21 protein-coding genes and 1 pseudogene are annotated in these 25,962 nt (G+C 71.0%); 11 read left to right on the forward strand and 11 right to left on the reverse strand.

The window, feature by feature from the left end:
* Positions 1-49: 49 nt before the first annotated feature.
* The 3 genes from F9278_RS05070 to F9278_RS05080 all read left to right on the forward strand — a co-directional run bounded on the left by F9278_RS05070 (position 50) and on the right by F9278_RS05080 (position 3,064).
* Positions 50-1,675: an amylo-alpha-1,6-glucosidase gene (locus F9278_RS05070; protein ID WP_226966641.1), complete on the forward strand. Its 1,626-nt coding sequence runs from the start codon at positions 50-52 to the stop codon at positions 1,673-1,675.
* Complete coding sequence (locus F9278_RS05075; protein ID WP_152167191.1) at positions 1,672-2,280, forward strand: response regulator; 609 nt, start codon at positions 1,672-1,674, stop codon at positions 2,278-2,280. The genes F9278_RS05070 and F9278_RS05075 overlap by 4 nt, the downstream gene beginning before the upstream one ends.
* A 202-nt stretch (positions 2,281-2,482) precedes the next feature.
* On the forward strand, positions 2,483-3,064 hold the full coding sequence (locus F9278_RS05080; protein ID WP_152167192.1) for a hypothetical protein: 582 nt from the start codon (positions 2,483-2,485) through the stop codon (positions 3,062-3,064).
* 162 nt (positions 3,065-3,226) lie between these two features.
* Here F9278_RS05080 and F9278_RS05085 read toward each other — a convergent pair whose 3' ends face one another.
* Positions 3,227-3,916 (reverse strand): trypsin-like serine peptidase, encoded by a 690-nt coding sequence (locus F9278_RS05085; RefSeq protein ID WP_319023102.1) that lies wholly within the window; start codon positions 3,914-3,916, stop codon positions 3,227-3,229.
* A 625-nt stretch (positions 3,917-4,541) separates the two neighbouring features.
* Between F9278_RS05085 and F9278_RS05090 the strand changes: the two genes are divergently transcribed.
* Positions 4,542-6,059 (forward strand): catalase, encoded by a 1,518-nt coding sequence (locus F9278_RS05090; protein WP_152167193.1) that lies wholly within the window; start codon positions 4,542-4,544, stop codon positions 6,057-6,059.
* A 51-nt stretch (positions 6,060-6,110) separates the two neighbouring features.
* Here F9278_RS05090 and F9278_RS46870 read toward each other — a convergent pair whose 3' ends face one another.
* Positions 6,111-6,257, reverse strand: coding sequence for a hypothetical protein (locus tag F9278_RS46870; protein ID WP_226967401.1), 147 nt, complete (start codon positions 6,255-6,257; stop codon positions 6,111-6,113).
* Between the two features lie 5 nt (positions 6,258-6,262).
* Here F9278_RS46870 and F9278_RS46875 point away from each other — a divergent pair.
* Positions 6,263-6,565: pseudogene (locus F9278_RS46875) on the forward strand (thiamine pyrophosphate-requiring protein); the annotation flags it as partial.
* 18 nt (positions 6,566-6,583) lie between these two features.
* On the opposite strand, the gene F9278_RS05100 reads toward F9278_RS46875, so the two are convergent.
* On the reverse strand, positions 6,584-6,874 hold the full coding sequence (locus F9278_RS05100) for a hypothetical protein (protein WP_226966642.1): 291 nt from the start codon (positions 6,872-6,874) through the stop codon (positions 6,584-6,586).
* A gap of 164 nt (positions 6,875-7,038) precedes the next feature.
* Positions 7,039-8,880, reverse strand: a complete 1,842-nt coding sequence (locus tag F9278_RS05105) for a VanW family protein (protein WP_152167194.1) — start codon at positions 8,878-8,880, stop codon at positions 7,039-7,041.
* A gap of 289 nt (positions 8,881-9,169) precedes the next feature.
* Between F9278_RS05105 and F9278_RS05110 the strand changes: the two genes are divergently transcribed.
* The gene (locus F9278_RS05110; protein ID WP_193241374.1) at positions 9,170-9,466 is read left to right on the forward strand and encodes a type II toxin -antitoxin system TacA 1-like antitoxin; all 297 of its coding nucleotides are present in this window, start codon (positions 9,170-9,172) and stop codon (positions 9,464-9,466) included.
* Positions 9,463-9,846, forward strand: a complete 384-nt coding sequence (locus tag F9278_RS05115) for a fic family toxin-antitoxin system, toxin component (protein WP_152167195.1) — start codon at positions 9,463-9,465, stop codon at positions 9,844-9,846. Before F9278_RS05110 ends, F9278_RS05115 begins: the two co-directional genes overlap by 4 nt.
* A 37-nt stretch (positions 9,847-9,883) precedes the next feature.
* On the opposite strand, the gene F9278_RS05120 is transcribed toward F9278_RS05115, so the two are convergent.
* From F9278_RS05120 to F9278_RS05130, 3 genes are all read right to left on the reverse strand, one after another.
* Positions 9,884-11,908 carry an FHA domain-containing protein gene (locus F9278_RS05120; protein ID WP_152167196.1) on the reverse strand — a complete coding sequence of 675 codons (2,025 nt, stop codon included), beginning with the start codon at positions 11,906-11,908 and terminating at the stop codon, positions 9,884-9,886.
* Positions 11,909-11,963: 55 nt separating this feature from the next.
* Complete coding sequence (locus F9278_RS05125) at positions 11,964-13,673, reverse strand: serine/threonine-protein kinase (protein WP_152167197.1); 1,710 nt, start codon at positions 13,671-13,673, stop codon at positions 11,964-11,966.
* A gap of 330 nt (positions 13,674-14,003) precedes the next feature.
* The gene (locus tag F9278_RS05130) at positions 14,004-14,393 is read right to left on the reverse strand and encodes a nuclear transport factor 2 family protein (RefSeq protein WP_152167198.1); all 390 of its coding nucleotides are present in this window, start codon (positions 14,391-14,393) and stop codon (positions 14,004-14,006) included.
* Positions 14,394-14,589: 196 nt separating this feature from the next.
* On the opposite strand from F9278_RS05130, the gene F9278_RS05135 reads away from it, so the two are divergent.
* Positions 14,590-15,396, forward strand: coding sequence for a helix-turn-helix domain-containing protein (locus tag F9278_RS05135; RefSeq protein ID WP_152173705.1), 807 nt, complete (start codon positions 14,590-14,592; stop codon positions 15,394-15,396).
* Between the two features lie 83 nt (positions 15,397-15,479).
* Positions 15,480-16,028, forward strand: a complete 549-nt coding sequence (locus F9278_RS05140) for a hypothetical protein (protein WP_152167199.1) — start codon at positions 15,480-15,482, stop codon at positions 16,026-16,028.
* Positions 16,029-16,047: 19 nt separating this feature from the next.
* Here the strand turns inward: F9278_RS05140 and F9278_RS05145 are convergent, their stop codons facing one another.
* The 3 genes from F9278_RS05145 to F9278_RS05155 are packed head-to-tail and all read right to left on the reverse strand — an operon-like array spanning position 16,048 to position 21,930.
* Complete coding sequence (locus F9278_RS05145) at positions 16,048-19,050, reverse strand: CHAT domain-containing protein (protein ID WP_152167200.1); 3,003 nt, start codon at positions 19,048-19,050, stop codon at positions 16,048-16,050.
* A 16-nt stretch (positions 19,051-19,066) separates the two neighbouring features.
* Positions 19,067-20,458, reverse strand: a complete 1,392-nt coding sequence (locus tag F9278_RS05150) for a hypothetical protein (protein ID WP_152167201.1) — start codon at positions 20,456-20,458, stop codon at positions 19,067-19,069.
* Positions 20,458-21,930: a hypothetical protein gene (locus F9278_RS05155; protein WP_152167202.1), complete on the reverse strand. Its 1,473-nt coding sequence runs from the start codon at positions 21,928-21,930 to the stop codon at positions 20,458-20,460. The genes F9278_RS05150 and F9278_RS05155 overlap by 1 nt, the downstream gene beginning before the upstream one ends.
* A gap of 204 nt (positions 21,931-22,134) precedes the next feature.
* Here F9278_RS05155 and F9278_RS05160 point away from each other — a divergent pair, with 204 nt between their 5' ends.
* Both F9278_RS05160 and F9278_RS05165 read left to right on the forward strand, forming a co-directional pair.
* The gene (locus F9278_RS05160) at positions 22,135-22,557 is read left to right on the forward strand and encodes a hypothetical protein (protein WP_152167203.1); all 423 of its coding nucleotides are present in this window, start codon (positions 22,135-22,137) and stop codon (positions 22,555-22,557) included.
* Positions 22,554-23,000: a hypothetical protein gene (locus tag F9278_RS05165; protein ID WP_152167204.1), complete on the forward strand. Its 447-nt coding sequence runs from the start codon at positions 22,554-22,556 to the stop codon at positions 22,998-23,000. The genes F9278_RS05160 and F9278_RS05165 overlap by 4 nt, the downstream gene beginning before the upstream one ends.
* Before the next feature lie 172 nt (positions 23,001-23,172).
* Here F9278_RS05165 and F9278_RS05170 read toward each other — a convergent pair whose 3' ends face one another.
* Entirely contained in the window at positions 23,173-25,719 is a 2,547-nt protein-coding gene (locus tag F9278_RS05170; RefSeq protein ID WP_152167205.1) for a tryptophanase, read from the reverse strand.
* Between the last annotated feature and the right edge of the window lie 243 nt (positions 25,720-25,962).

The following is a 25,962-nucleotide window of genomic DNA, read 5'->3' on the forward strand; positions in this document are numbered from 1 at the left end:
CCCCCGGCAGACCGCCGACCACCCCGCTCGAGAAACGAGTACCGCCCTCATGCAGGCCGCCCCACCCGGCCCGGCCTTCTCCGTCCACGACATACCCTTCAGCACACACGGATCCTGGTTCGGCATCTCGCCCGTGCTGGCGGAGAAGACACGCGCCGAAGACCTCCACCTCGTCTCGCACCAGAACGGCATGCACGCCGTCCTGCGCCTCGTCCCCCTCGACGCGGCGACGGGCGAGCGGGCGGAGACCGCTGTCCTGGCGACACCGAGCCGGCTCAGCTGGACCGGTACGGGCGGGCGTGTCGACCTCGCCTACGAGTCACCGGACACCGTACGCGTGCACGGCACAGGCCTCGGACTCGGTATCAGCGCGGTGGCATCCATCCTCACCCCCTTCAGCGGGACCTACTTCTTCCGCGACCCGGTGGACGTCTCCCACACGTTCACCTCGTACGAGACCGGCCGCCGCTACCGGATCACCGTGCTGTCCGGCACGGTCGCCGACGCGCACGGCGCCCAGGCGCTGGGCGTGGCCGACCGCGGAATCACCGTCACCGCCGGGACCGACGGAACGTGGGAGACAGTCATCGAGGAACTCGACAGCGCGCGGTCGCCCTACCGCTCGGCGGCGACGTTCGACGAGGTGACGCGGGCCGCGCGGCGGTCGTTCTCCGAGTTCGTCGACACGGTGGTCCCCTGGCGCTCGGACAGCGCGCCGGCCGCCGAACTCGCCGCCCATGTGCTGTGGTCGGCGACCGTGCGCCCGGCGGGTCTGGTCGGCCGGCCCGCGGTACTGATGTCCAAGCACTGGATGGACAAGGTCTGGAGCTGGGACCACTGCCTCAACTCCCTGGCCCTGGGGCCCGGTTCGCCCGGCCTCGCCTGGGACCGGTTCTCGCTGCCCTTCGACCACCAGGACGAGAGCGGCGCGCTGCCCGGCTCCGTCGCCCACTCGGAGGTGCTCCACAACTTCGTCAAACCACCCATCCACGGCTGGGCCTTCGGCCACCTCAGGCGACGGCTCCCCGATCCGCCCACCCCGGAGCAGCTGACCGAGGCGTACGGCGGACTGACCCGCTGGACGGACTTCTGGCTCACCGTACGGCGCGCCCCCGGCGCCTCGTTGCCCCACTATCAGCACGGCAACGACAGCGGCTGGGACAACGCCACCACCTTCGATCCCGACCGCGTGGCCGTCACCGCCGACTTGACCTCGGTGCTGATCTTCCAGCTCGACGAACTGGCCCGGCTGGCCGCCGAACTGGGCTTCGACGACGATGCCCGTCGCCGCACCGAGACGGCCGACGCCCTTCAGGCCGCCCTGCTGGACGAACTGTGGGACGGCGAACGGTTCCTGAGCCGTCCGGCGCACGGCGGCACCCCCTCCGCGAGCGCCAGCCTCCTCGACCTGATGCCCATCGTGCTCGGCGACCGCGCGCCCCCCAAGGTCCACGACCGGCCGGCCGAACGCATCGACACCCATCTCACCGCGTTCGGCCTGGCGACCGAGCACCCCGCCTCCCCGCACTACGGGCCCGACGGGTACTGGCGCGGCCCGATCTGGGCGCCTGCCACGGTACTCATCGAGGACGGCCTGCGCCGCGCCGGACACCAACACCTCGCGGACGAGGTCAGCGCCCGCTTCCGTGCGCCCGCCGAGGACAGCACCCCATGACCATCCGCGTCCTGGTCGGCGAGGCCGCCGACGGAGACGAGGTGGTCGCCCTCACCCGCGTCCACCACCCCGACATCGTCGTCATGGACATCCGTATGCCCGGCACGGACGGCCGGACCGCCACCTCTGCGATCTGCTCCGATCCCGTCCTCTCGGACACCCGCGTCCTCATCCTCACCACCTTCGAGACCGAGGAACACGTCGCCAGGGCCCTGCACGCGGGAGCCAGCGGCTTCCTGGGCAAGGACGTCGGCGCCGAGGGCCTCGTCGCCGGCATCCGCACCATCGCCGCCGGTGACGCCCTGCTCTCTCCCCAGGCGACCCGCAACCTCATCACCCGCTTCCTCACCGCCCCCCAGCCGGGCACCCACCCCGCGGCTCGGAAGAACCTGGCCGACCTCACCGACCGTGAACGCGAGGTCATGGCCCTGGCCGCCGACGGACTCACCAACGCGGACATCGCCGCGCGGCTCTACCTCAGCCCCCTGACCGTACGTACGCACATCCACCACGCGATGGCCAAGCTCCACGCCCGCGACCGCGCCCAACTGGTCGTCATCGCCTACCAGACCGGCCTCGTCCAGCCGAACCCGCCGAGACCCTGACCCGAGCGTGGTGGGTGCCAGGTCCGCGCCGACGCTGTCGACGGTCCTGCGATTCAATGCAGAAGTGGTGGACTGGGCCGAGATGCGTGACTGCTGGTTCGAGGTTGATCGTGTTCCGAAGCTCTTGGAGCGGGTGGAACTCCACGACGATCCCGAAGCTTGGAAGGAGTTGGGTTGGCGCCTCGTCCTTGAGGATGACCTGGTGTCCCCGGCCAGTTTCGCCGCGCTGCCACGTCTGGTGTCCCTCGCGCCACGCAGCGCGCAGGCGCGCGGCCTGGCCGGGAGGATTCTGGAGCGCGCGGCCGGGCTGCACGGCTGCGACGATCTGCTGGCGGGCTGCGCCGGCGCGATCAAGGAGTTGCGTGGGGTGTTGGACCGGTACCTGCGGACGCGGCCGGTCGACTACCTCGTGTCCTTCCGCGCCCTGCTCGCCGTCGACGAGGAGTACCACTGGGCGAACACCCTGGAGGGCTTCACGGACGACATCAACCACGTGGACTGTCCCCACTGCGGCGTGGGAGTGACGACCGCCATCGGCGACTTCGGGCACTACTCGCAGGTGTGGGACGGAGATGAGGAGATACGACGGGACCTGCGGCCGGTGGCCGCCGAGCAACTCACCGGAACCGGCCGGTGGATGCATCGCATCGCTGTCCGCGATGGACAGGACGTACTCGCCGACGGAATCACCTACCTGTTCGGCAAAGCGGAATGCCCTTGCTGTGCCAGCGTCTTCACCCTCGCGGACGAGTACACGTCCGCCAACCGTCCCGTCATGCGGTGAACCACCGCGATTCCGCAGCGCCCAGCGCCCTGACCGCGCCGAGCGGAGGTCGGGATCGAGGGGTTCGATCGTCGCGGAGCTGCTCAGGTTCCGTGGACGCACCGAGAACTGGGCCCGCGGCGTCGTGCGGGCCCAGTTCGATGCGACTGTTCCGACCGTCGGTCAGGACGACTGCGCGCTCTGGTACAGGTTCTGCGCGTCGGTGCCGAAGTACGGCCCGTACATCCGGTTGGGCAGGAAGTTGTACTTGAAGCTGTTCACCGAGGACAGCAGGCCGGTGCCCGTGGACTCGTTGAACTGGGTGAACCAGGGGCCGCCGCTGGAGCCGCCGGTCATGTTGCAGTTGATGCCGTGGTCGTCGGAGAGCAGGAAGTCACGGTTCGTGGTGCCGCTGCAGTAGATGAACCTCTCCCCGTCGTACGGGGCGGCGGCGGGGAACCCGAAGGCGTACATGGTCTGGTTGTAGCCGGTGTTGAAGGCCAGTCCCTGCCCGCCGACGACGTCCGTCAGCAGCCTCCCGTCCAGCGGGGCGACGACGGCCGCGCCGACGTCGTAGTTGATGTCCTCGCTCGCGGTCCACTGCGGTGTGGACATGGTCTTCGTGGCGCTCCATCTGCCGTACGGGGCCTGGCCGTCGTGGTAGCCGGGCACGAAGACCCAGTTGGTGTGCCAGGCGCCCTCCAGCTTCACACAGTGCCCGGCGGTGATGACGGTGCTCTTGTTGGCGCTGGTGACGGCGTTGCCGGAGCACGACGCCGTACGTCCCTGGTAGGTGAAGAACACCCGTCCGGCCGTGGAGACCACGGCGCCGCCGCCGGTCCAGGGCCCGCCGCTCTGGGGGAAGGCAAGCACCCCGACATCGGTGGGGGCGCCCGGAAGGGTGGGGCGACGGTCCTTTTCTCGCCCTTGGCGAGCGAGGGTGCCTTCACCCCGACGCGGTCCACGGGCAGCAGATCCAGCGGGGCGGCCCCACGCATCCGTTCCGTGGTCCAGAACGACGCGGGGTCCGCGGAGGCCGTGGCCGCCCCGGCGGGCGAGGCGACCACGCCGGTGCCGAGCAGCGCGGCGGCGCCGAGCAGGGCGGCGGCGCCGAGCAGGGCGGCGGCGCCGAGCAGGGCGGCGAGGACGGAGCGGGACTTGCGCGGGCGGCGGGCCCCGCGGCGTATGTCTGTCACGCGTACTCCCTTTGCGGTGGGGGACGAGGACGAACTCGCGCAACGCAGAGTGCCAGCCCACCCGCAAGTTCGACAGGTGCACGTCACGATGGGCGCAAATCAACCCCTGGCCGGGGAGGCGCACCCATGCGCACCCATCCGGGCGAGGAGGCGGGCACGGTTCTCGGAACAACCGCACATTGGTCGGGAAGGCGATGTTTGCGGCGGCCGATGAAGGTCACCTGGCCCGCACGGGACCGACAGGCTCCGGGCGCGGACGACGTGCCCGGTACGCCACCGCTCGTACGACGAGAGGCAGATTCATGACGGAGACTCCCCCTGTCACCACGACCGATTCCGGCGCCCCGGTCGAGAGCGACGAGCATTCGCTCACCGTGGGGCCCGCCGGTCCGATCCTGCTGCAGGACGCGTATCTGATCGAACAGATGGCCCAGTTCAACCGGGAACGGATCCCCGAGCGCCAGCCCCACGCCAAGGGAAGCGGCGCTTTCGGGCACTTCGAGGTGACCCACGATGTCAGCGCCTACACCAAGGCGGCCGTCTTCCAGCCGGGAACCCGCACCGACCTGGTCACCCGTTTCTCGACCGTCGCGGGTGAGCGCGGCAGCCCGGACACCTGGCGCGACCCGCGCGGCTTCGCGGTGAAGTTCTACACCGCCGAAGGCAACTACGACATGGTCGGCAACAACACACCGGTGTTCTTCGTGAAGGACCCGATGAAGTTCCAGCACTTCATCCGGTCCCAGAAACGCCGCGCCGACAACAACCTGCGCGACCACGACATGCAGTGGGACTTCTGGACGCTCTCCCCCGAGTCCGCCCACCAGGTCACCTGGCTGATGGGCGACCGCGGCATCCCGCGGTCCTGGCGCCACATGAACGGCTACACCTCCCACACCTACATGTGGATCAACGCCGCCGGCGAGCGTTTCTGGGTGAAGTACCACTTCAAGACCGACCAGGGCATCGAGTACTTCACGCAGCACGAGGGCGACCAGATGGCCGCCGCCGACACGGACTACCACACCCGTGATCTGTTCGAGCACATCCGCGACGGCGACTTCCCCAGCTGGACCCTGCATGTGCAGGTGATGCCGTACGAGGAGGCCGCGAGCTACCGCTTCAACCCCTTCGACCTCACCAAGGTGTGGCCGCACGGCGACTACCCGCTGATCCCGGTCGGCCGTATGACACTCGACCGCAATCCGACCGACAACCACGCGGAGATCGAGCAGGCGGCCTTCCAGCCCAACAACCTCGTCCCCGGCATCGGTCCCAGCCCGGACCGCATGCTGCTGGCCCGGCTGTTCTCCTACGCGGACGCGCACCGCCACCGGATCGGCGGCAACTACCAGCAGCTTCCGGTGAACGCCCCCGTCGTGGACGTCCACACCTACTCCAAGGACGGGGCGATGGCGTACCGGAAAACCGCCGACCCGGTGTACGCCCCCAACTCCAAGGGTGGTCCCGCCGCCGACACCGCGCGCCACTCCCCGCCCAGCTGGGAGGCCGACGGCGCCCTCACCCGTACGGCCTACGTCAGCCATGCCGAGGACGACGACTGGGGCCAGGCCGGCACCATGGTGCGCGAGGTTCTGGACGACGCCGCCCGCGACCGTCTGGTCGACAACGTCGTCGGTCATCTCCTCAACGGCGTCTCGGAGCCCGTCCTGAAGCGGGCCTTCGAGTACTGGTCGAACATCGACAAGAGCATCGGCGACCGTATCGCCCAGGGCGTACGCGCCAAGGCGGGCGAGAAGGATCCCAAAGCCGCCGAGCAGGGCAGTCCCGCCCGGCGCGGCATGCAGGACAAGGCCTGAGCACGACGACCTGACGAACCGACCCCCACGGTCACCCACGGTCACGCATGATCACGGTGGGTTTCCGCACAGCTCCGGCGTCGGCTCCGACGCCGGCTCCGACGCCGTGCCGGCTTCGCCGACGCGGAGACGCACCGATTCACGCACCGATTCACCCACCGATTCCGGTCCGATCAGCAGGAGGTCGACGCGCACCACCCTGACACGCCTTCAAGATGGTCCCCTCCCGCCTCGGTGTGCCGCACTGCGCGCCGGTGTCGGCCGAGGAGGATCTCATCCGCGCCGCCTACGTGCTCAACGCGGGCGAGAAGGACGCGATCCTGGTCGGGCAGGGTGCCCGCGGTGCCCGTCAGGAGGTGTTGGCGGTCACCTACCGGCTCGGCGCGGGAGTGGCCGAGGCGCTGCTCGGCAAGGACGCCCTCGACGACGACCTGCCGTACGTCACCGGCTCCATCGGCCCGCACATGGTCGGCCTGCGCCACCCCTTCGAGGTCGACCTGGTCGGCGGCTTGACGGGTCACGGGTCACGGGTCACGGGTCACGGGTGACCGGCCATCAGTCACCGCGCAGATAGCGGGTGACCATGTCCACCAGCTCGTTCTCGAACGTCTCGACCGGAATCGTGCGCGGACGTCCGGGTGCCGGCCGAGGAGTTCGCGGACCTGTTCGACGCGGTCCCTTCCGTGTCGTTCGATCGCGTCCAGCAGGTCCTGGGAGAACGACGCCTCCTCGATCATGACCCGCAGCAGCTGCGGGTCATCACGGTGCTCCTGGAACACCCGCTCCAGCCACTCCCGCCACCGGGCCCGCGCCACCACCTCGGCCCGTTCGCCACCGTCCGCCCTGGCCTGACCAACTCCTCGCTCTCCGCCTGGAGTTCCTCCTCGGCGGTACCGCCGCCGGCCCCGCGTCCCACAAGAGAGGTCATGGGCGCTCCGGCACCTCGGCTCGCTGCGAACTGCCGCGCTCGGGCATGCGTTCAGCGAACAGTCGAGGCGTTGGATGTGTCGGAGGCTTCCGTGCGGGGCGCCTCCGTGGCGGGCTCCGCCGCGTCCGGCTTTTCTGAGTCCGGCTTTTCTTCGTCGGACTTTTCTTCGTCGGGCTTTTCCCCGTCCGGCGTCTCGCAGGTGATCTCGTCGCGTGGGGTGTAGTGGGTGTGGAACGGCTGCCGCTTCACTTCCTTGCCGTCGTTGTAGAAGACCCGGTCGACGGTGACGTCGAAGCCCTCCAGCGGGGTCTGGGGCACACACTTCTCGTCGGTGCTGACCTTCTTCGCCGGGGGTTTGACGTCGGTCCGGGGGCCCTTCTCCGACTTGATCTCGTCGTACTTCTTGGTGCCGATGAAGCTGACGGTCACCGACGTGTCGGTGGCCTCGGCCTGGATGTACACCGCGTTGCCGGAGTCGTTGGTGAACCGGAGGTCGAGGCTGCCCCAGGCGACCGTGGCCTCACGGCCCTCCGGGTAGCGCTCGATGTAGAAGGAGTGGGCGCCGTACTCCACGGGCTCGACGCCGGCGAAGTACATCGCGTTGAACACGGTCGTGGCCACGGCGGAGACCCCGCCGCCGGATGCCTTGGTGAACTGGTCGTCGAGGATCATGATGCCCTCGACGAAGCCGTTGGCCTTGGTGCGTTCGCCCACGGTCCGGTTGAAGCTCCAGGTCTTGTCGGGCATGACGACGGAGCCGTTGATGAGCTGGGCGGCCCGCCCGATGTTCTTCGTGCGGTACGCGGCCGGTTCGAAGTTGACCGTGAAGGACGACATCTTCTCCGTCAGCCCGAGCCGCGCCGCGTTCTCGCGGGTCACCTCCGGCTGGATCCGTCGCACGGCCACTTCCCCGGTACGGGCGCCGGCGCCCGTTTCGGTGAGCAGCGGCAGCACGGCCTTGCCCAGCGCCTTGTCGGTGACCTGTACGCCGGTCCGGGCGTCGTCGGCCACCACGGCTCGGTCGCCGTCCAGCCGTAGTTCGGCGTTCTCGGCCTTGGTGGTGATGTCGTCCAGGGGGCCGGCGACCGCGGGTGCCGAGCGCAGGCCCTTGCCGTCCAGCGTCGGTATCAGCCTGCCGGAGTCGTCCGGCCGCATCGTCAGGTACTCGCCCACGACGGCCGGAGTGACCGTGAACTGTCTGCCGCCCGCGGTGAGCGTGACGGGTCCCGACATGGCCGGCCGCGCGAACTCGCGCACCGCCCGCCGCACCTCCTCGGCCGCCACCTTCGGCTCGGTCTCGCGGGTGGGCAGCGCCGTGACCGTGTCCGCCGCGCCGTGGAGGAAGGAGGTCCGCAGGGTGCCGACCGCGGCGTCCACGTCCAGGGCGTGGCCCCGGTGCGGTGCGACCTGCTCGACCTGGCCGTCGTCGAAGGTCACGGCCCCCTCGCGGACCTTCTGGTCGAGGTTCCGCGCCAGCTTCCCGAGAACGGTGCGGGCCTTGTCCTCGTCGACGCGTACGACCGGCTCGATGTCACCCCCCGACCGGAAGAACCCGCCGACCACGCCGACCGGATCCGAGGCTGTGCGCGTCGCCCTGTCGACGGTCCCCTCGGCGTCGAAGGTGAGTCCGGCCTGCCGCGGGTCGACGGTCCCGGCGCGGTCGCCGACCGTCACGGCCAGCTCCCGTGAGCCGGCCACCGCCAGGTGTGCGTCCAGCTTGCGGATGGCCTCGGTGCGGCTGAGGCCACCGATGTCCACGCCGCGCACGGTCGTACCCGCTTCGATCTCACCGCCCGTGACCAGCAGCGCGGCCAGATACAGGCCACCGAGGCCGACGGTCAGCACACCGCCCGTCAGGGCAAGGGGCGGCACGGAGGCTATTCGAGGGCGCATGGGTCTCCCGGACCGGGGATCGGTAGGCGGTGCACTCGCGGTGCGCTCGGCGAGGCGGTGCGCTCGATGAGGCGGTGCGCTCGGCGAGGCGGTGCCACGGACGGAGCAAGCACCTCAAGTTACCCATAACGGGCGACGAGGGCGTATGTCGCAGATCACTTCCGTCGCCGCGCCCCGCCCCTGTCCCTGTCCCTGTCCCTGCCCCCGTCCCCGTCCCCACCCCCGCCAGCCCTGGGCGTGCGATCGATATAGCCGTACATGTCGCGGTATCACCGGTACCATCGATACCATGGCGGATCCCAAAGCGATGAGTCTGCGCTTCCCCGACCCCGAGCAGCGGGCCGCCATCGCGGCTGCCGCGAAGCAGGCCGGGGTCAGCATGCAGGAGTACATCCTCTCGGCGGCCTACGACCGTGCGACCGCCGTGGAGCGGCGGTTCCTGGAGGGCTTCGGTGCCTCCACGGCCCGCAGCGGCGCCGCCTTCGCGGCCGGGTCCGGCACCGTGGATCCGAGCGCCGAGCAGCGGGCGGCCGAGCGGCAGGCCCGGCAGGAACTCGACGCCCGGGAGCGAGGCCGCGTCACATGACCCCGCCGCGCCCCGTCCCGCTCGATGTCACGTTCCTGCTGCACGCCGCCGAGCGCCTCGACGGTGGCCCACGGATCGACGACTACGGACCGTTCTACGCCGCTGTCGCCCGGGTCAACGCCAAGGCGTTGGAGCACGACATGTACGGATCCCCGTACCTCAAGGCCGCCGCACTCCTGCAGACCCTCGCGAAACTGCCGTGCCTGGAACACTCCAACGCGGCCTTCGCCTGGCACGCCACCGAGGCCTATCTGATCCTCAACACCCGCGCCCTCGACTACCCGCCGGAGGCGGCCGTCGCGCTCGTACGCGACGCCGCCTCCGGAACGCTCGGCGTCGCCCGGATCGCCCGTCGGCTGCGCGACTGGAGCGCCGCGTAGTACGCGGCGAACCGGGGACCGTGGGAACAGGCGACTGTCAGGACGGGCCCAGGATCGCCGAGGTGCGGGGGTCGGGGAGTGGGTCGGTGGCGCGGGGTGTGGCGGGGACGAAGACCGGGGCGTCCTGCTGGTAGAAGATGTCGATGTCCGCCTCCTCGCCGCCGACGATGAGGGTGTCCCACGCGCCGCTCTCCTGGAGCGTCCGCAGGGTCGAGGGCGCCAACGCGGCAAGGTGGGACCGCAGTTGCTCATCGTCGGGCAGGCCCGGCAGGCGTTCCGCGAGGCGCTCGCGGATGGACCGCATACGGTCCAGCAGGATCTCCACGTCGGCCCCCGACGCCCCAGCGGACGCCGAGCCCCCGGCAGCCGACCCGGCAACCCGGGGCGCCGGCCCGGCGCCTCCGGCGGCAGGCCGGGCAACTCCGGCCGCCGGTCCCGCCGGTCCCGCCGTAGCCTCCATGCTGCGGTCGATGATGTCCTTGATCGCCCGGGTCACGCCCCGCTCGTCCGTCGTGACCATCGCGTTCCACGCGCGGCTCTTGTGGCGGTACTGCAGCATCGACATGGCCGCCTCGTGCCGGATGAAGTCCGCGTCGCGCAGCGGGCGGCCACGCCAGACGCGGCTGAGGGAGCGGGCCAGGGAGACGGCCGAGGCGAGGCCGCTGTTGAGACCGCGGCCGGGCCAGAAGTGGATGGCGTTGGCCGCGTCGCCCAGCAGGAAGCCGTACGTCCCGGGGCGGTCGGCGGTCGGGCGGGTCAACTGGGCGGTGAACCTGGGGCGTTGCACCATGTCCAGCCGGAACGACGTGATCGCGCTGAGGTCGTCCTCGTCGACGCCGAACAGCCGCAGCCCCTCCTGGATCCGCTTCCACAGCGGCGAGCCGCGCAGCAGCGCCGGCAGGAACAGCGTCCCGTGCGTCGGGCAGACGAACTCGTTGTCCTCGTGCCGGCTCATCACACACGGCCGGGCCGCGATGCACTCCTCGAAGACCTGCCGCACCGGGTCGATACCGATGACGTTGCGCGCCTCCTCACGGGTCAGCCGCATGTTCAGGAAGCCCTCGCCGCGCAGCGAGTTGAGCAGGAAGCGGTTCTGCGCCACCGTGAGCAGCACGCTCATCGGGTCCGAGAGCCGGGACTTGACCCGCAGCCCCAGGATCACGTCCTGGAGGTGCTCCCCGTCGAGGGAGTAGATGGTGGCGTCGGCCGCGCCGAAGCGGTCCGCGAAGTGCTCGCGGGTGCGGGACCGGCCGCCTTCGCAGATCACCAGCACATGGTCGCGGGCGATGAGGTGCCCCTGCTCCACCGGGTCGAACTTCTTCGGCACCAGACGGATCGCGGGCTTGCTGTTGGCCAGTTCCAGCAGCCGGTCCTCGATGTAGGCGATGCGGATGTTGCGGGGCGGGCGCCCGTCCACGGAGTCGGGTCCCAGCGGCCACATCTCGGAGAACTGGCCGCCGTCCCCGAACAGCGCCATCCGGATCTCCTCTGACAGGGCCAGATACTGCCGGCTCTGGACGGTGACGACCTGCTGGCGCCGCACGTTGCCCTGGGTCTCGTCCTTCCAGACCACGGTGGTGCCGTCGCGGACCCACCGGCCGTCGTGGACGGTGACCGAGACCCGCCCCGGGAGCGCGTCCTCCAGCAGCAGCGCGAAGGCGAGGCCGACCGGGCCGCCGCCGGACACCGTGACCCGCAGCACACCTGGGTTCGCGGCGGCGTCGGCACGGGGCAGGGCGAGCTGGGAGAGGTCCATGACCGTCTCCACGGCCTCCTGCGTCTCGAACAGGAAGGTCTCGTCGCCGATACGGATGGTGTCGCCGGGCGTCAGCTCGTGCCGGGTGACGCGCAGCTCGTTGACGTACGTTCCGTTCCTGCTGTCGCGGTCGCGGAGCACGTACGCGCCGTTCTCGGTGACGATCTCGGCGTGGAACCGGGAGGCGCTGACGCTGACGATGACGACGTCGTTGTCGCTCTTGCGCCCGAACGTCAGCGGAGCGTCGCCGAGGACGACGCTCTGACCGGCGAATGGACCGCTGCGTCCCACTATGACCGACAGCACGGAAACTCCTTCGGAGAGGCCAAATTAGTTCGATTATGTACGGTGTGTCGCCCTATCACTCACTGTTCGCACGGCAAGTCACCGAAAAAGAAACCGAGTTGGACTTGGCGTCGAACGGCGACCGGATCTCCACCGCCATCCCGCTGCTCAACGTCCCCTCCTGCGCGTACGTCGACAGCCGCACCGTCTCCCTCTTGGTGGTCTCGTCGCCCTCCCGGAACGCCAGAGTCCGCCACTCCCGGTCCACCACCGACCCGTTCTCCGAGACCCACCGGTAGGAGAACTGGACCGGCCGTTGGGACGTCTTGAACGTCGCCGTGAACCACGGTGCCCGGCCGTCCGCCGGCGGGCAGCTCCCGTCGTACGTGGTCGCACCGCCCGTCACCGTCACCGACACGGGCTGCGCCGCGTTCCCGCCGGTCCCCGTCCCACCGTCCTCGTCGCCGTCCCGGCCCACGAGCGCGTACGTCAGCCCACCACCGAGCAGAGCCAGCACGGCCGCCGCCGCTCCCATCAGATACCCGGTACGACGGTTGCGCCGCCCGGGGGCGGGAGTGGGGGCGGAGGTGGGAGTGGGGGTGGCAGTGGGGGCGGCGGTGGGGGCGGATACGGAAGCGGAGCCCTTGTCGGGTCCGAAGCCGGGGTCGGGCACCGTGATCGGTGGTCCGAACCCCGCCCCTCCAGGAGGAGGCCCGAACACCCCCAGCGGCGCGGACCTGACGGACACGGGCGTGGAGGCAGGCGTGGAGGCGGACGTGGGCGCGGGCGCGGGCGCGGTGGTGGGGAGTTCCTCAGCGGTGGTGACATCGGCGGTCACCAAGGCGGTGACGGAGTCCGTGGCGTCGGAGCCCGTGGCATCGGAGCCCGTGGCATCGGCGAGTGTGGCGTCGGCAGAGGCGTCCTCCCGTGACGGGAGCGCCGACTCCCCGGCGATCAGGCCGAGTTGGCGCCCGGCCTCCTCCGCCGTCATCCGCTGATCGGGGTCCTTGTGCAGCAGCCCTTCGATGACCGGTGCGAGCGGCCCGGCGCGGTGCGGCGGCGGCAGCTCGTCGTCCACGATGGCGCGCAGCGTGGCCAGGGCCGTCGTCCGACGGAACGGCGAACGGCCTTGTACGGCCATGTAGAGCAGGGCGCCCAGCGACCACAGGTCGGACGCGGAACCCGGGGTCCGGCCCAACGCCCGTTCCGGCGCCACGTATTCGGGCGAGCCGACCACCTCACCGGTCATCGTCAGCGGTGAGTCGCCCTCGACGGTGGCTATCCCGAAGTCGGTCAGCACGACCCGGCCCTCGTCGGCCAGCAGGACGTTGGCGGGCTTCACATCGCGGTGCAGCACTCCCGCGCCGTGTGCCGCGCGCAGTGCCGCCAGCACTTCGGCGCCGATGCGCGCGACCTCTTTGGGCGGCAGGGCGCCCCCGGAGCTGATGGCATCGGCCAGGGAGCGGCCCCGGACCAGTTCCATGACGATCCACGGCCGGCCGTCGAAGGTGACGACGTCGTAGACGGACACCACCCCACGGGCGTTGACCCGCGCCGCCGCCCAGGCCTCCCGCTCCAGCCGGGCGTACAGCTGCGCGCTGCGCTGCGCGGGCAGTTCCGCGGCGGCACGGACCTCCTTGACGGCCGCCTCGCGGCGCAGCACCTCGTCGAGAGCGCGCCACACCGTGCCCATGCCGCCCTCGCCGAGTACGGACAGCAGTCGGTACCGGCCGGCGACCAGCCGTTCGCCACCGCCGTCCGGCGAGGCCGCGTCCTGGTTGGGCATGAAGGTCAACTCCCCTGTCTCTGCGAACCGTCCGCGGCAACACGATGAATGCTTCGAGGTTCCAGGCATGCGCAGGGTATCGGCCGGACCGGAGATGCTGAATGTCCGTGCGGAGGCGTCAGTTGACGCCAGTGACCTCGAACAACACCGTCTTGCCGCCCCGTTGATTATGGCCGGGCATCAAGCCCGATGCCAGCACCCGAGGCGACACCTCGCCCGGAGCGCCTCCACCCGGCGGGCGTTCTCGGGAGAACGTAGCCAGTAGCCAGTAACAAGTAGCCAGTAACAAGTTTCGGGAGTTGCCGGTGTCGAGGGGGCGTGTGCGGCCGGTCAGCGCTCGACCGGCTCCCACCACACCAGATTGGCGGCTGCCTGAGCCGTCGGCTCGATGATCTCCCATCCCTCGGCGATCAGCCCGTCGTCGATCCGCCAGATGTCGACGACCGTGATCTCCGGCCCGGCATCGGGGAGTTGCCGCCGCGAGTGCATCACGACGTGATCGCCGTCGGCCAGCAGATGGTGGATCCCGACCCGCATACCGGCCAGCGGAGGAAGGGCCGCCCGGACGGCGGCGAGCCACTCCGTCTTGGTGGAGGACGTCGAGTCCGGCCGATGATGGACGAAGTCGTCGCGCAGCAAGGGTTCGAGCGCCTCGACGCCGCCCGTCCCGATCAGTTCCGTCAGTGCCCGTTGAACGATGCCCTTGTTGTCTGTGGTCATGGCCGCAGTGTTTCCGCGGCCCCGACAGGTTGTCGATGAAGTCGGATTTCATGGCGGAGTCGGATGTCATGGCGGAGTCGGATGTCATGGCGGAGACGGATGTCATGGCGGAGACGGATCTCATCGCGGAATTCGGATCTCATCGCGGAGTCCGATCTCCTGGCGTACGGCTCCACGGCACGTGCTGTCGATGACCATGCGTACCGTCGGGGAACACTTACGGCAGTGGCGGCATCGCCGACGACTCAGCCAACTGGATCTCGCGATCGCGGCGGACGTCTCGGCGCGTCACATCAGCCTGGTCGAGACCGGCAGGTCCAACCCCAGTGCCGATATGGTCCTCCGGCTCGCGGACCACCTCGATGTGCCGCTGCGCGACCGCAACCTGCTGCTGCTCGCGGCCGGCTTCGCCCCCAGATACACCGAACGCCCCCTCGACGACGACGCGTTGACGGTGGCCCGGGACGCGGTCGAGAGGGTCCTCCGCGCACATGAGCCGTACCCGGCGCTGGCCTTCGACCGCCGGTGGAACATCGTGATGACCAATCGCGCGGTCGAGCCGTTCTTCGCGGATGTCCATCCGGATCTGCTCCGGCCGCCGGTCAACCTGCTGCGGCTGGGACTGGACCCGCGCGGATTCGCCCGTCTGGTCGTCAATCTGGCCGACGTCCGCGCGGTGTTCCGCTCCCGGATCACGCGTCAGCTCGCCATCGCCCCCGACGCCGAACTCACCGCGCTCTACGAAGAACTGCTGGAGCCCGAAGCCGAGGCCGGGACGAACGATTCGATCGCGTCCGATGTGGTGATCCCGATGATCCTCCGCCTCGACGGTCGAGAACTGCGGCTGTTCTCGACCATCACCACCTTCGGCACCCCGATGGACATCACGCTGGACGAGGTCGCGATCGAGTCGTACTACCCGGCGGACACGGAGTGCGCCGCCTACTTCGAGGAGGCCGACGGGACCAGTCGTCCTCGCCCATGGCCGCGACCTGAACCCTGACCCCTGACCCTTGACCCCTGACCCCTGACCCCTGAACCCCGTTGGTCTGGTTGGGTTCCTCATGCTCCGCCGATGATGACGGTATGGCATCTGAACTGCTCACCGGACTGGTCGGTCTTCTCGGTGCGTCCCTGGGCGCCGGTGGCGCGGTCTGGGCGGGATCGGTGACAGCCAGGTCGCAGCGACGGCAGACGCGTGATCAACTCGACGCGGCACAGCTGCGGTGGAGGCTGGACAACAAGCGTGACGTCTACTTTCAGCTTCTCAAATGCGCTTCCCTGTGGCAGTCGGCCACCTGGGACCTGCACAACGCGCTCTCCCACCCGGTCGAGGCGGAGGTGCGCACCGAGACCCGCCGCCTCAAGGTCGGACGGTGGCAGGAGTACGCGGCGATGTCGACAGCGGCGAAGGTCTTCACCACCGACACGGAGGTCCGGGTGGCGGCAGACCGGCTGCAGGACGCTCTTCTGGCGCTCGACCGCGTCACCGAGGACCGCTACCACCGGCGTGAACAGTGCGAGCCGGACAGCCCGGACAGCTGGGAGGAAGCGTTCCGGACCCGGAGCCGGGCCTGCGAGGCGGCGACCGCTGCCCTGGCCCGGGAGATCGAGGCCGCCTTGAGCCTGTCATGACCCCACCGCCCGTGACCCGTCAGGTGACGACGCAGGTCATGGCCGCCCACAGCAGGGGCGAGTGCTCGATCCGGCCGCCGGCGCGCCAGTGGTGGAGTTGCTCGCGCTGCCAGCGCCCGAGCCGGTGCACGGGGTCGGGATCCTCGTGGGCCGTGTCGACGGCGACGACCGCCTCGGTCAGCGGGCGTACGGACTCGGGCAGGCCGGCCAGCCGGTGGAAGGCGAAGCTGGTCGGCAGAGCCCAGCGGGTGGCGGTGACGAGTTCGGCGCCGTTGTGGAGCATCGCCGTCGCCAGGCCGAACGACTCGGCGAAACGCAGGTCGCCACCGCTCTCACAGCCGATGAGGGCGACCCGCGGCGGCGCGGGCCAGACCCTCGCCCCCGGCTCACCGTCGGCGCGCAGGGACACTGTGCCCAGCAGGAGGTCCTTGGCCGACAGCGGTCGATGGGTGCGGACCGGCTCGGCCAGGCCGTCGTGCTGCGGACCGCAGCACAGATGGAGCGCGCCGTCCTCGCTCTGCCCGCCCTCGACCGGCGCGCCGCTCACATGCCCGACGTACATGAGTCGGCGCGCTCCCTTGCGGAGTACGCCGCTCAGCCAGTCCCGGTCCAGGTCGGTGCGGCGGAACGCCTCCGCCGGGGTGGTGACGGACGGTACGACGGCACCCGCGTCGAGACGGCGCCGGACGAAGGACAGCAGTTCCGGGTCCGCGCCGGGCGGTCCCAGGACCGAGCCGAGCGGGGAGTCGGCCCGGAATCCGGGCACCCGGGGATCCAGGACGAGAACGACCGCGTCGGCGTCGGCGTCGGGATCCGGGTCCGGAGTCGGCCGCGCGGCGGGGGCCGTCCGCCGTCGCAGCGACGCCGGCGCGGTGGTCACGATGTCCGCCAGCTCGATAAGCCGTACGTCGGCCGTGTCGTCGACGGCGAGCAGTTCCCAGGGGACCTGGGCGACCCGGGGCGACGGCTGGATCCGTACCAGTGGACGGCCCAGGCGCTCCGACACCTGGCGTATCTGCGCGGTCAGTCCCTCCGGCCACAGCGCCTCGGCCAGCAGTCGCGCGAGCCGGTGCTCGGTGCGCCGGTCGGTCAGCGCGCCCGAGTCGAGCGCGCACCGCATCCCCTCCGCTCCCCCGCCCGTCTCCGGCAGCGCGGCGGCCAACTCCCCCACGGCCCGGTCGACTTCACCGGCGGGCGCGTGCCCGGTACCGAACCCCCGGGCACCGCCGGCCCACGTCCAGGTCATGAAGAGATCGTCGGCGTCGGCCAGCCGGACCTGCACCACCGGACGTTCCGTGAGGTCGTCGGTGATCCAGAACGGGACCTCCTCCTCGTCCACGAGCCGTCGCCGATAGCGGAGTTCGGCCGCCGCGATGTACTCCTGGAGCGCGACCCGGCCGGGGCCCTGTGCCGCCATCCGCACCTTCGGCGGCGGCGCCACACGCAGCCCCACGGAGGCGGCGGCCTCCGCGGCCACGCCCCCGAGCACCATCGGACCGTCGACGCGCCCGTACGCCTTCATGGCCGCACCCGGAAAGACCGACAGACCCGACGGACCCGACAGACCCAAAAGGCTCGACTGGCCCGACTGGCCCGACTGGCCCGACATACCTGACGCGCCGTCCCGCTCGAATGCCGGGCGGTCAAGCGCCAAGGAGGCGCCTGCGGTTCGGTGTTCCACCAGCTCGAAAAGAAGCCCCTGATCCTGTCGGCGTACGGCGAGACGGAACACCAACTCCATTGCCTCGTCGGCTAGTTGCAGCCACTGATTGCGCGCGTGCGCGGTGACGAAGTCATAGCGCGCCGCCTGGAGGGCCAGTGCGGCGGGGACCGCGAGGGAGAGCGCGGTGTCGACGGACCGCCGCTCGTGGTCGCCGTGGTCCGCCCGGTTCAGGTTGTCCTCGATAACGCCCGCGAGCAGCAGGTCGACCTGGGCGCAGCGCTCGTACATCTCCCGTTCCTCGTAGACGTCACGGGCCTGCTGGGCCAGTCGCCGCATCTCGGTGATATCGGCGCGGTCGTAGGCGTGTCGGGCGGCCAGCAGCATGGTGTCGGCGGCGGCGATCGAGGCGCCGAGCTGTTCGAACCGGGCCAGGCTCGCCGTCGTCAGGTCGCCCGCGCGGGTGAGGGCGCCGCGTCGGCCGGCGAGGAAGGCTCGGGCCTGTTCACAGACCGCGAGGTCACCGTACCACCGCTGTCGCTCGAAGAACGCGGACGCCTCGGTGAACAGCCGTTCCGCGAGGTCGAGTTCGCCCCGGTTCAGCGCGACGGACGCCCGGTGCGCGAGCAGTGTCCACTGCTCGCCGGTGTCCCCCAGCGCGCGGAAGCGCTCCTCGGCGCGGGCGAGATGGTCCTCGGCCTGGTCGTACCGCCCGGTCGAGGAGCAGATCATGGCGAGGGCGGTCAACAGCCTTGGCACGGCCTCCAGTTCGGTCGACTCCAGGGCGGACAGCAGCACCGAGGCGTACTCCTCGGCCGCTCCCCACTCACCCCGGTCCATCAGCAGAAGGATCCGGTTCAGACCGAGTTCGGCCGCGCGCAGCCCCTCGGGGTCGTCGAACTGGGACAGCCTGGCCACCGCCTCGTCGAGACAGGCCAGCGCCTCGTCCAGGCGCCCGGTTCCGCGGAGCACGTCGGCCCTGGCGATCATGGTCTTCAGCAGGGTCTCCAGCCACAGTTGGCGGCCTCGCGGCCCCATCGGCGCGGAGGCGATGCCGTCGAGCAGCGCACGGGAGCGCTCGACGGCGTCCTCGGCCCCGGGCAGGTCCGTGGCGGTGAGCCGGACGCTCGCGAGGTCGCACAGCAGATGCGCGCGCAGGAACCGTACGTCGGGCGAGTCCTCGATGGACTCGGCCACGGTGAGCAGTTCCTCGTAGACGGCGTACGCGGCCGTGAGGTCGGACGCCAGTTGATGTTCCTCGGCCAGCGCGAAGCCGCTGTCGAACGGCTCCCCGTACAGCCACACCGCTCCCGCACCCGCACCCTCGCCCTCGCCCTGCAACTCGATGTGCTCGTCCGGCATACGTCAGCAGTCCTTGTCAGTAGTCCGCGTCGGTGGCAGCGGCGGCCACGGTCTCGGCGAGGAACGGTGCCGAACAGGTCTCGTACGGCGAACCGTTGTACGGCGAACCGCCGTGCGCCGGAGGCTGGGTCGCGGCGGTCAGGCGTCGCCGGACCAGGGCGCGGACGGCGTCCCGGCCGACGCGGTCCTCGGCACCGCCGGACGTACCGGGCCCCGGGTCGAAGCCGGGAAGGAGGACGCCGGCCTCGATACGCGGTGCGCGGATCTCGGACGGCATCGCGGCGTCCAGGCCGGACCGCCCGGCCCACATGTCGTCCCGTCGGCTGAGGGGCACCCGGTGCGGGCCGTCGCCGTTCACATGGACCTCCGCGACGAGGGAGGTGCCGGTGGCGGGCGCCGCGCCGTGTGCGACGACCTCGACCTCGATGCGCCGCCGTGCGCCGAGCGCGCGGACCGTCCAGGACACCGCGGACTCGGTCGCGTCGACGAGGCCGGGCGGGTAGCGGCGCCAGTCGTTGGTCCCCGTGCCCCGGGCGATGACTCGGCCGCCCGCCGTGAGCGGTTCGCCCGCGGCGAGTGCGTAGCCGTCGTGCCGGGCGAACAGCGCGCCGGGGTCGGCCGGTGCGCCGGTCGGGCCGGGTCGTTGAAGGGCCGCGCCGAGGTGCCGCAGGGCGGGCCCGTCCAGTCCCGCGCCGTCCGCCGCGTCGTCGATCAGCCGCAGGACGCCCTCCAGGTGGAGTGCCGTGCCGACGGCCGGTCGTGGGGTCGCGCGCCACCACTGGATCAGCGGGTCGAGGGCAGCCTGATGCTCCGTGATCAGTTCGGCCGCGCAGTCGTCGGGCTGATCGCCCTCGTCGTCGAAGAGTTGCTGGCAGCGGTGGGTGAGTGCGGCCGTCTCCAGGCCGAGCACGTCCGGTTCGAGCGCCGGTATGCCGTCCGCGTACGAGGCCGGCCACCACCGGGCCGCCCAGTGGGCGAAGGCGAGCCGGGCGGCACAGCCCGCGAGGGCGGTCGGGTCGGCCGCCACCCGTGCGCCGCCCGGTTCCCGTGTCGGTACGCCGCCCGGTTCCCGTGTCGCACAGTCGTGGACGGCGGCGGCGACCCCCTCGCCGTACAGCGCCCACAGCCACTGCTGGGCCCGCCCCGGGTCATGAACATGCGCCGACGGCGGACCGGGATCGCCGAGGACGGGCCAGGTCAGCACGGCGCCCGCGACATCGAGGACGGCCCGGGTGAAGTCGGGGCCCACGGCGAGGACATCGCCGTACTCACCGGCACCGGCACCGTCCCAGCCGCCATCCCCGCCGCTGCCGGCCGAGGGGTAGACGGCTATCCGAATCGTGCCGTCGTCCTCGCCCTCGACCTCGTCCCACACCACATGCACATCGACGCGCCCTGCCCCCGCCATCACGCGCTCCTCGCTCCGGCCGGTCGCGCGGAGCCCGTCGACAGGGTGCGCAGTGCCGACCGAACCCGGGCGCGGTGGTCCATCATCACCGAGCGGGCGACCCCGTCGAGCACCGCCCAGGCAGACGCGGGGTCCGCGAGGGGTGCGTCGCGGACGTCCCGCCCGTGCAGCCGCACCCACAGTCGCCGCATGTACGCGGCCCATGGCGTACGAAGGTCCTGGGCGAGGGCATCGAGGGCGCCGCCGTCCGGGTCGGGACGGGGCGAGACGGTCATCCGGCGGGCGCGCAGGACCGACGCCTCCCGTCGCCAGCGGCTGTTGACGGCCCGGTGCGCGGCGGTGCGCCCCGGTACCGCCTGCCCGGTGCCGAGCGGATCGAGCCCGGCCGCGAGCAGGCCGCCGAGGACCACGACCACACGCAGACTCTCGTCGCGCAGACCGAGCGGAGCGCAACTGCGGCCGGCCTCCCGCGCGACGAGTTCCGGCACCGTCGGCAGTTCCTCCCGGCGGGCCGACGACTGGAGGACGACGAAGAGCCGCTCGAAGAGCGTGCGGTCCAGCGGCGCGGGCAGTGTGGCCGTCGAGGCGCCCCGGCCGATCTCCGGGCGCGGCGGGACCGGGCGCCCGGTCAGCCCCAGCGGGGCCGGCAGGTCGCCGCGGCCCCAGACACCGTTCGCCCGCGCCCACAGAGCCCGGCCGAACAGCTCTCCGTGGCCCGCCTCCACCATGGCCGCGTACGACGACGGGTCGCCCGCCCGGCCCGGCGCGGCGCAGGCATCGAGGACCTCGGCGGCCCGTGCGACCGCCGCGCTCATGTCCGGAGCCGGGGCCGAAGCCGGGGCCGAAGCCAGGGCCGGGGCCGGGGCCGGGGTCGACGGCGTGGCCGGGGCCATGGCCGGGGGCGACGGCGTGGCCGGGGCCATGGCCGGGCCCGAGTGGCGGTTCTCCCAGGCGGAGGCCAGCTCGCCGTCGAGTCTCAGACGTCGGCCGGTGTCGGCCAGATAGTCCTTGAGCGCGTCCACCGTGCGCCCGCCGAGGGTTTCCGCCACCTCCTCGACCACGGCCCTCGCCATCGTGTCCGCGTCGGCGGAGGGTGGTCCGTGCTCGGTGGCCAGTTCGAAGCAGCGCTGGAAGTACAGATCCTGGGGATTGCCCTCGACGACACCCAGTGCCCGGCGGGCCTTCTTCAGCCGCGTGAACCACTGTGCCGTCGCCGCCAGGCACGCGCCGGCCTCCCGGATCAGCCCGTCGAGGTGTGCGGCCTGCTCGGGGCCGAGGAAGTCCGCCGCGAGTTCGGGACGCAGCGCCGGCCTGACGATCAGCGGCAGCACGATCAGCTTGACCGTCCGGGTCAACGGCGCCCCACCGGGGCCGCTCAGCGGTTCCGTGCCCGGTCCGAGGGCGCGCCAGGCGTGGTCGATGACCAGGGCACGCGGTCGGCGCTCGTCGGCCGACTGGCTCGGAAACGGCATGTGGGGAGCGTACGCCGGGGGCGACGGGCGGCCGAACCTGGGATCGGTAGGTGTCCCGGGCCACCTAGCGTCCACACCGTCAACCGGCACAGGCAGCAAAGCCGACATCGCCGACCCATCAGCACATCAGCACATCGGCACATCGGCACATCGGCACATCGGCACATCGGCACATCGAGAATCCGGAAACGAGGGAGCAACGTCATGGGAATCTTCGGGCGGCGCAAGAGCCGTGAGGAGAAGGCCGCCGAGATCGCCGGCAAGGTGGCGAGCGGCAAGGGCTTCTACGGCCGGACCACACGCGCGTTCCTCGGCAACGAGGACTTCGCCAGGGTCCAGCAGTCGATCGGCTCGTACAACTCCGCCGTCGAGGTGCGGCAGTTGCTCGCCGCGGGCGTACCGACGACACCGGCGATCGTCGTCTCGCTCGGCGACACCGGCAAGCTGGTCAACTTCGACCCGGTCGTCGACCTGGTCCTCCAACTGCCCGGCGCCACCGACCCGATCACCCTTCAGACCATCGTCTCCAAGCTGCGGATACCCCGCGTCGGCGACCAGGTGCTGCTGATCGCCGACCCCGCCCGGCCCGGTGCCTACCTCTACGCCGGGGACGGCGTGACCCCGTGACCCCCGGGCCCACCCGGGTGGACAGGATCGGTCTGTTCGGCGCCCTGCTCCTGTACACCTCGGCGGCGGCGCTGTGCCTGTGCGGACCGGTCATGCTGGTCCGCGCGTTCCTCGCCGACGCCGAACTGCTGCTCGGGGGCATCCTGTGCACCGTGCTCTGCACACCTGTCGGCATCGCCCTGTGGGCCTACGCCGGCCTGGAGCGGGAGCGCAACCGGCGGCTCGACACGGTCGGGGTCGCGTCGACGGCGGAGGTCACCGACCTCACCGCCTGGGAGGACGCGGAGGACGCCGGGGTCCTGGTCGGTCTGCGGATCAGCGGACCGGGATTCGGGACGTTCGAGACGACCTGGAAGCGCTCCTCGGACTACGGCCTCCGGGTGGGCCTTCGCTTCGAAGTCGTCGTCGACCCGGTAGGCAGCCTGTACCGCGTCGAGTCCTGAGAGAGCCCGGACGAACGACCTACGAACGACCCACGAACGACCTACGACCGCCCCACGAACGGCCCACGAACGACCTACGACCGCCCCACGGACGACCCCCGTCGGCAGGCCAGAAAGGCGCCTGTCCGGGTGGATACCCGTCAGGCGCCCTTCGGTCTGGCGGAGGTGCGGGTCAGTTGGTCACGGGCTGGAGTTTGGCGCGGAAGTGGCGCAGGATCGGGGACTGCTCGAAGATGCGGTAGCCGTGGACGGAGGCCGCGTTCTTGGCGATGCGCTCCAGGGTCCGGCCGACATGGTCGTAGTGGCTACGGGTGTAGACGCGTCGCGGGAGCGCCAGTCTGACCAGCTCGTAGGGCGCGCTCTTGGTGGGGTTGCCGTCCTCGTCCTCCTCGCCGAGGTACAGGGAACCGAGCTCGGCCGAACGGATGCCGCCTTCGAGGTAGAGGCGGCAGGCGAGGGCGTGGCCCGGGTAGTGGTGGGGCGGTATGTGCGGGAGCAGACGGCCCGCGTTGAGGTAGAGGGCGTGCAGGCCCGGGGGTTCGAGGATGTCGACGCCCGCCGCGCGGACCCGGTCGGCGAGGTGGGAGGCGACGTCGGCGCGTTCCGCGAGGTACGCGGGTTCGGTCACCTCCAGCAGACCGGTGGCCATCATGTCGAGGTCGCGGCCCGCGAGTCCGCCGTACGTGGCGAAGCCCTCGGTGGCGATGAGGAGCCGTTCGCACTTCTCGGCGAGTTCGGGGTCGTTGAGCCCGATGAAGCCGCCGATGTGGACGATGCCGTCCTTCTTGGCGCTCATGACACAGCCGTCGGCCAGCCGGAACGCCTCCTCGGCGACCTGGCGCGGGGTAAGGCCCCGATAGGCCTCCTCGTGCCGGGTCACCAGCCAGGCGTTCTCGGCGAACCGGGCGGCGTCCAGGATCATCGGGACGCCGTGGCGGCGGCAGATCTCGGCGGTCTGTTTCAGGTTCTCCATGGAGACGGGCTGCCCGCCGCCTCCGTTGTTGGTGATCGTCATGATCACGACGCGGACGCGGGAGCCGTCCGGCCCTTCGAGCGTGCTCCGGAGCCGGTCCAGGTCGATGTTGCCCTTGAAGGGGCGCTCGCTGTCGAGATCCCGGGCCTCGACGCACGGGATGTCATGCGCCTGACATCCAGAGAGTTCGACGTTGGCCCGCGTGGTGTCGAAGTGGGTGTTGGCCAGGACGATGCCGCCGGGTTCGAGGAGCGTGTTGAACAGGATGCGCTCGGCGGCGCGCCCCTGGTGGGCCGGCAGGATGTGCCGGTAGCCGGTCAGCTCGGTCACGGTCTCGTGGAAGCGGTAGAAGGAGCGCGAGCCCGCGTAGGACTCGTCGCCCTCCATGCCCGCCGCGAGTTGCGCGGCCGAGATGGCACCGGTGCCCGAGTCGCTGAGCAGATCGATGGTCACCTCCTCGGCGCGCAGGTCGAAGAGGTTGTAGTGCACGCGCTCCAGCGCCGCCTCACGCTGTTCCCGGGTGGTGAGCGCGATGGGCTCGACGACCTTGATGCGGTAGGGCTCCATACAGATCCTTGCTCCTGACGTACTGCGGGTTGCTTCGCCGCCGGTCGGCGGGATGTTCGACGAAGTGTTGGGGGACCGGACCTCGTACGCCTCCGACGAGAGGTACGTGGTCACCCGGGGCGGCCGGCCGCGTTCGTGGGCCAGTGCCACGTACGCGATGAGCCCGACACCGTCCCGGGGTGACCGGGGGGTGACGGCGGTCAGTGACCGGGCGAGCGAGCCGGTGTCCAGCCCGTGGCGGCCGAGGACGGTCAGCGCCCGCCGGAGCGCCTCCTCGTCGTCGCGGGCGTAGTCCCGGACGGGGACATGGAGGGTGAAACCGGTGGGGCCGCCGGTGGTCCGGGTGAAGGAGTGACAGGTGAGGACGGGCCGCCGGTCGAACCGGACCGCCGCGGCCGACGGGCTCCCCGTCGTGCCGTCGAAGCCGCCGACGGTGCGGAGGAACTCCTCCAACAGCGCGCTGTCGGGGCGGTTTTCCGTCCGGCACAGATGACCGACGGCGGTGAGCGGCAGCCCGCGGTGTGTCGCGTAGATCTTCACCCGGGGTGTCGCCCAGTCGCCCAGGTCGAGTGCGAAGAACGGGTAGGCGTCGGCCGGCGGCAGCGCGTCGAAGGCGCGCCGGTGGCCCAGCCGGTCCAGTGCTTCCCGTATCGTCCCGGCGGCTCTCGAAGGGCCCGCCGCGGCCGGGTTCAGATACACCTTGACCTTGGGGACACCGCCGGGGCGCAGCTCCAGCGCGATCCACAGGGCCAGCGGGCCCTGCGGGTCCGGGGGGAGGAACAGGTCCTCCAGGGCGTCGAGTCGGTCGGTGGCGAAGCCCCAGCGCCGGGCCATCGACCGGACGGCGTCCAGTCCGGCGCGGCCGTTCTCCCGGAGGCTGCCGGTACCGCATCCCGGTTCCAGCAGCACCCGTACCGACGCCGGCGCGTCCGGGGTGAAGGAGAGGGAGAACTCCACCGGTGTGGAGTCGTCCGACAGGAAGGTCCGGGAAGGGGGCGGCAGTCGGAGGGGCCGTTCGGCCACCGCGCCCAGTGAGTCGGTCAGTAGACGCGCGTAGGTCTCGGCGTCGGTTCGTGCGAGCCCCGACTCCCGGCAGAGCCGCAGCAGTTGGCCCGCGACGAGTTCGCCCAGCGTCCGGTCCTCCCGGGTCCTCCCGGTGCCGGACCCGGTGGCGCTCACCGGTGCTCCCGGGTGCCGAGAGCGCGAGAGGACACAGAAAGATACCCGCCGACCTGGGCGGGTATCTCGTCTCGCGTCGACTGGTGGCGGGTCACGCCCCTTGTGGCCTCCGCGTGAGGTAAGGCGATGTGTCGTCGGGTACGGCGGGAAATGTCCGGATGTCGAGCAGAAGCGGCGCCGGTGGATATGTGGTCCACGACACCTCCCTTTGTTCGTTGGTCACCACGAATGCCGCCGCGTTAC

It is taken from the genome of Streptomyces phaeolivaceus, assembly GCF_009184865.1.
GTDB lineage: Bacteria > Actinomycetota > Actinomycetes > Streptomycetales > Streptomycetaceae > Streptomyces > Streptomyces phaeolivaceus.

Excerpts from the sequence above, each read along its gene's own strand:
- F9278_RS05070 (WP_226966641.1), top strand. The coding sequence starts at position 50 with ATGCAGGCCGCCCCACCCGGCCCGGCCTTCTCCGTCCACGACATACCC.
- F9278_RS05075 (WP_152167191.1), top strand. The coding sequence starts at position 1,672 with ATGACCATCCGCGTCCTGGTCGGCGAGGCCGCCGACGGAGACGAGGTG.
- F9278_RS05090 (WP_152167193.1), top strand. The coding sequence starts at position 4,542 with ATGACGGAGACTCCCCCTGTCACCACGACCGATTCCGGCGCCCCGGTC.
- F9278_RS05105 (WP_152167194.1), bottom strand. The coding sequence starts at position 8,880 with ATGCGCCCTCGAATAGCCTCCGTGCCGCCCCTTGCCCTGACGGGCGGT.
- F9278_RS05110 (WP_193241374.1), top strand. The coding sequence starts at position 9,170 with ATGGCGGATCCCAAAGCGATGAGTCTGCGCTTCCCCGACCCCGAGCAG.
- F9278_RS05115 (WP_152167195.1), top strand. The coding sequence starts at position 9,463 with ATGACCCCGCCGCGCCCCGTCCCGCTCGATGTCACGTTCCTGCTGCAC.
- F9278_RS05125 (WP_152167197.1), bottom strand. The coding sequence starts at position 13,673 with ATGCCCAACCAGGACGCGGCCTCGCCGGACGGCGGTGGCGAACGGCTG.
- F9278_RS05130 (WP_152167198.1), bottom strand. The coding sequence starts at position 14,393 with ATGACCACAGACAACAAGGGCATCGTTCAACGGGCACTGACGGAACTG.
- F9278_RS05135 (WP_152173705.1), top strand. The coding sequence starts at position 14,590 with ATGCGTACCGTCGGGGAACACTTACGGCAGTGGCGGCATCGCCGACGA.
- F9278_RS05140 (WP_152167199.1), top strand. The coding sequence starts at position 15,480 with ATGGCATCTGAACTGCTCACCGGACTGGTCGGTCTTCTCGGTGCGTCC.
- F9278_RS05145 (WP_152167200.1), bottom strand. The coding sequence starts at position 19,050 with ATGCCGGACGAGCACATCGAGTTGCAGGGCGAGGGCGAGGGTGCGGGT.
- F9278_RS05150 (WP_152167201.1), bottom strand. The coding sequence starts at position 20,458 with ATGGCGGGGGCAGGGCGCGTCGATGTGCATGTGGTGTGGGACGAGGTC.
- F9278_RS05155 (WP_152167202.1), bottom strand. The coding sequence starts at position 21,930 with ATGCCGTTTCCGAGCCAGTCGGCCGACGAGCGCCGACCGCGTGCCCTG.
- F9278_RS05160 (WP_152167203.1), top strand. The coding sequence starts at position 22,135 with ATGGGAATCTTCGGGCGGCGCAAGAGCCGTGAGGAGAAGGCCGCCGAG.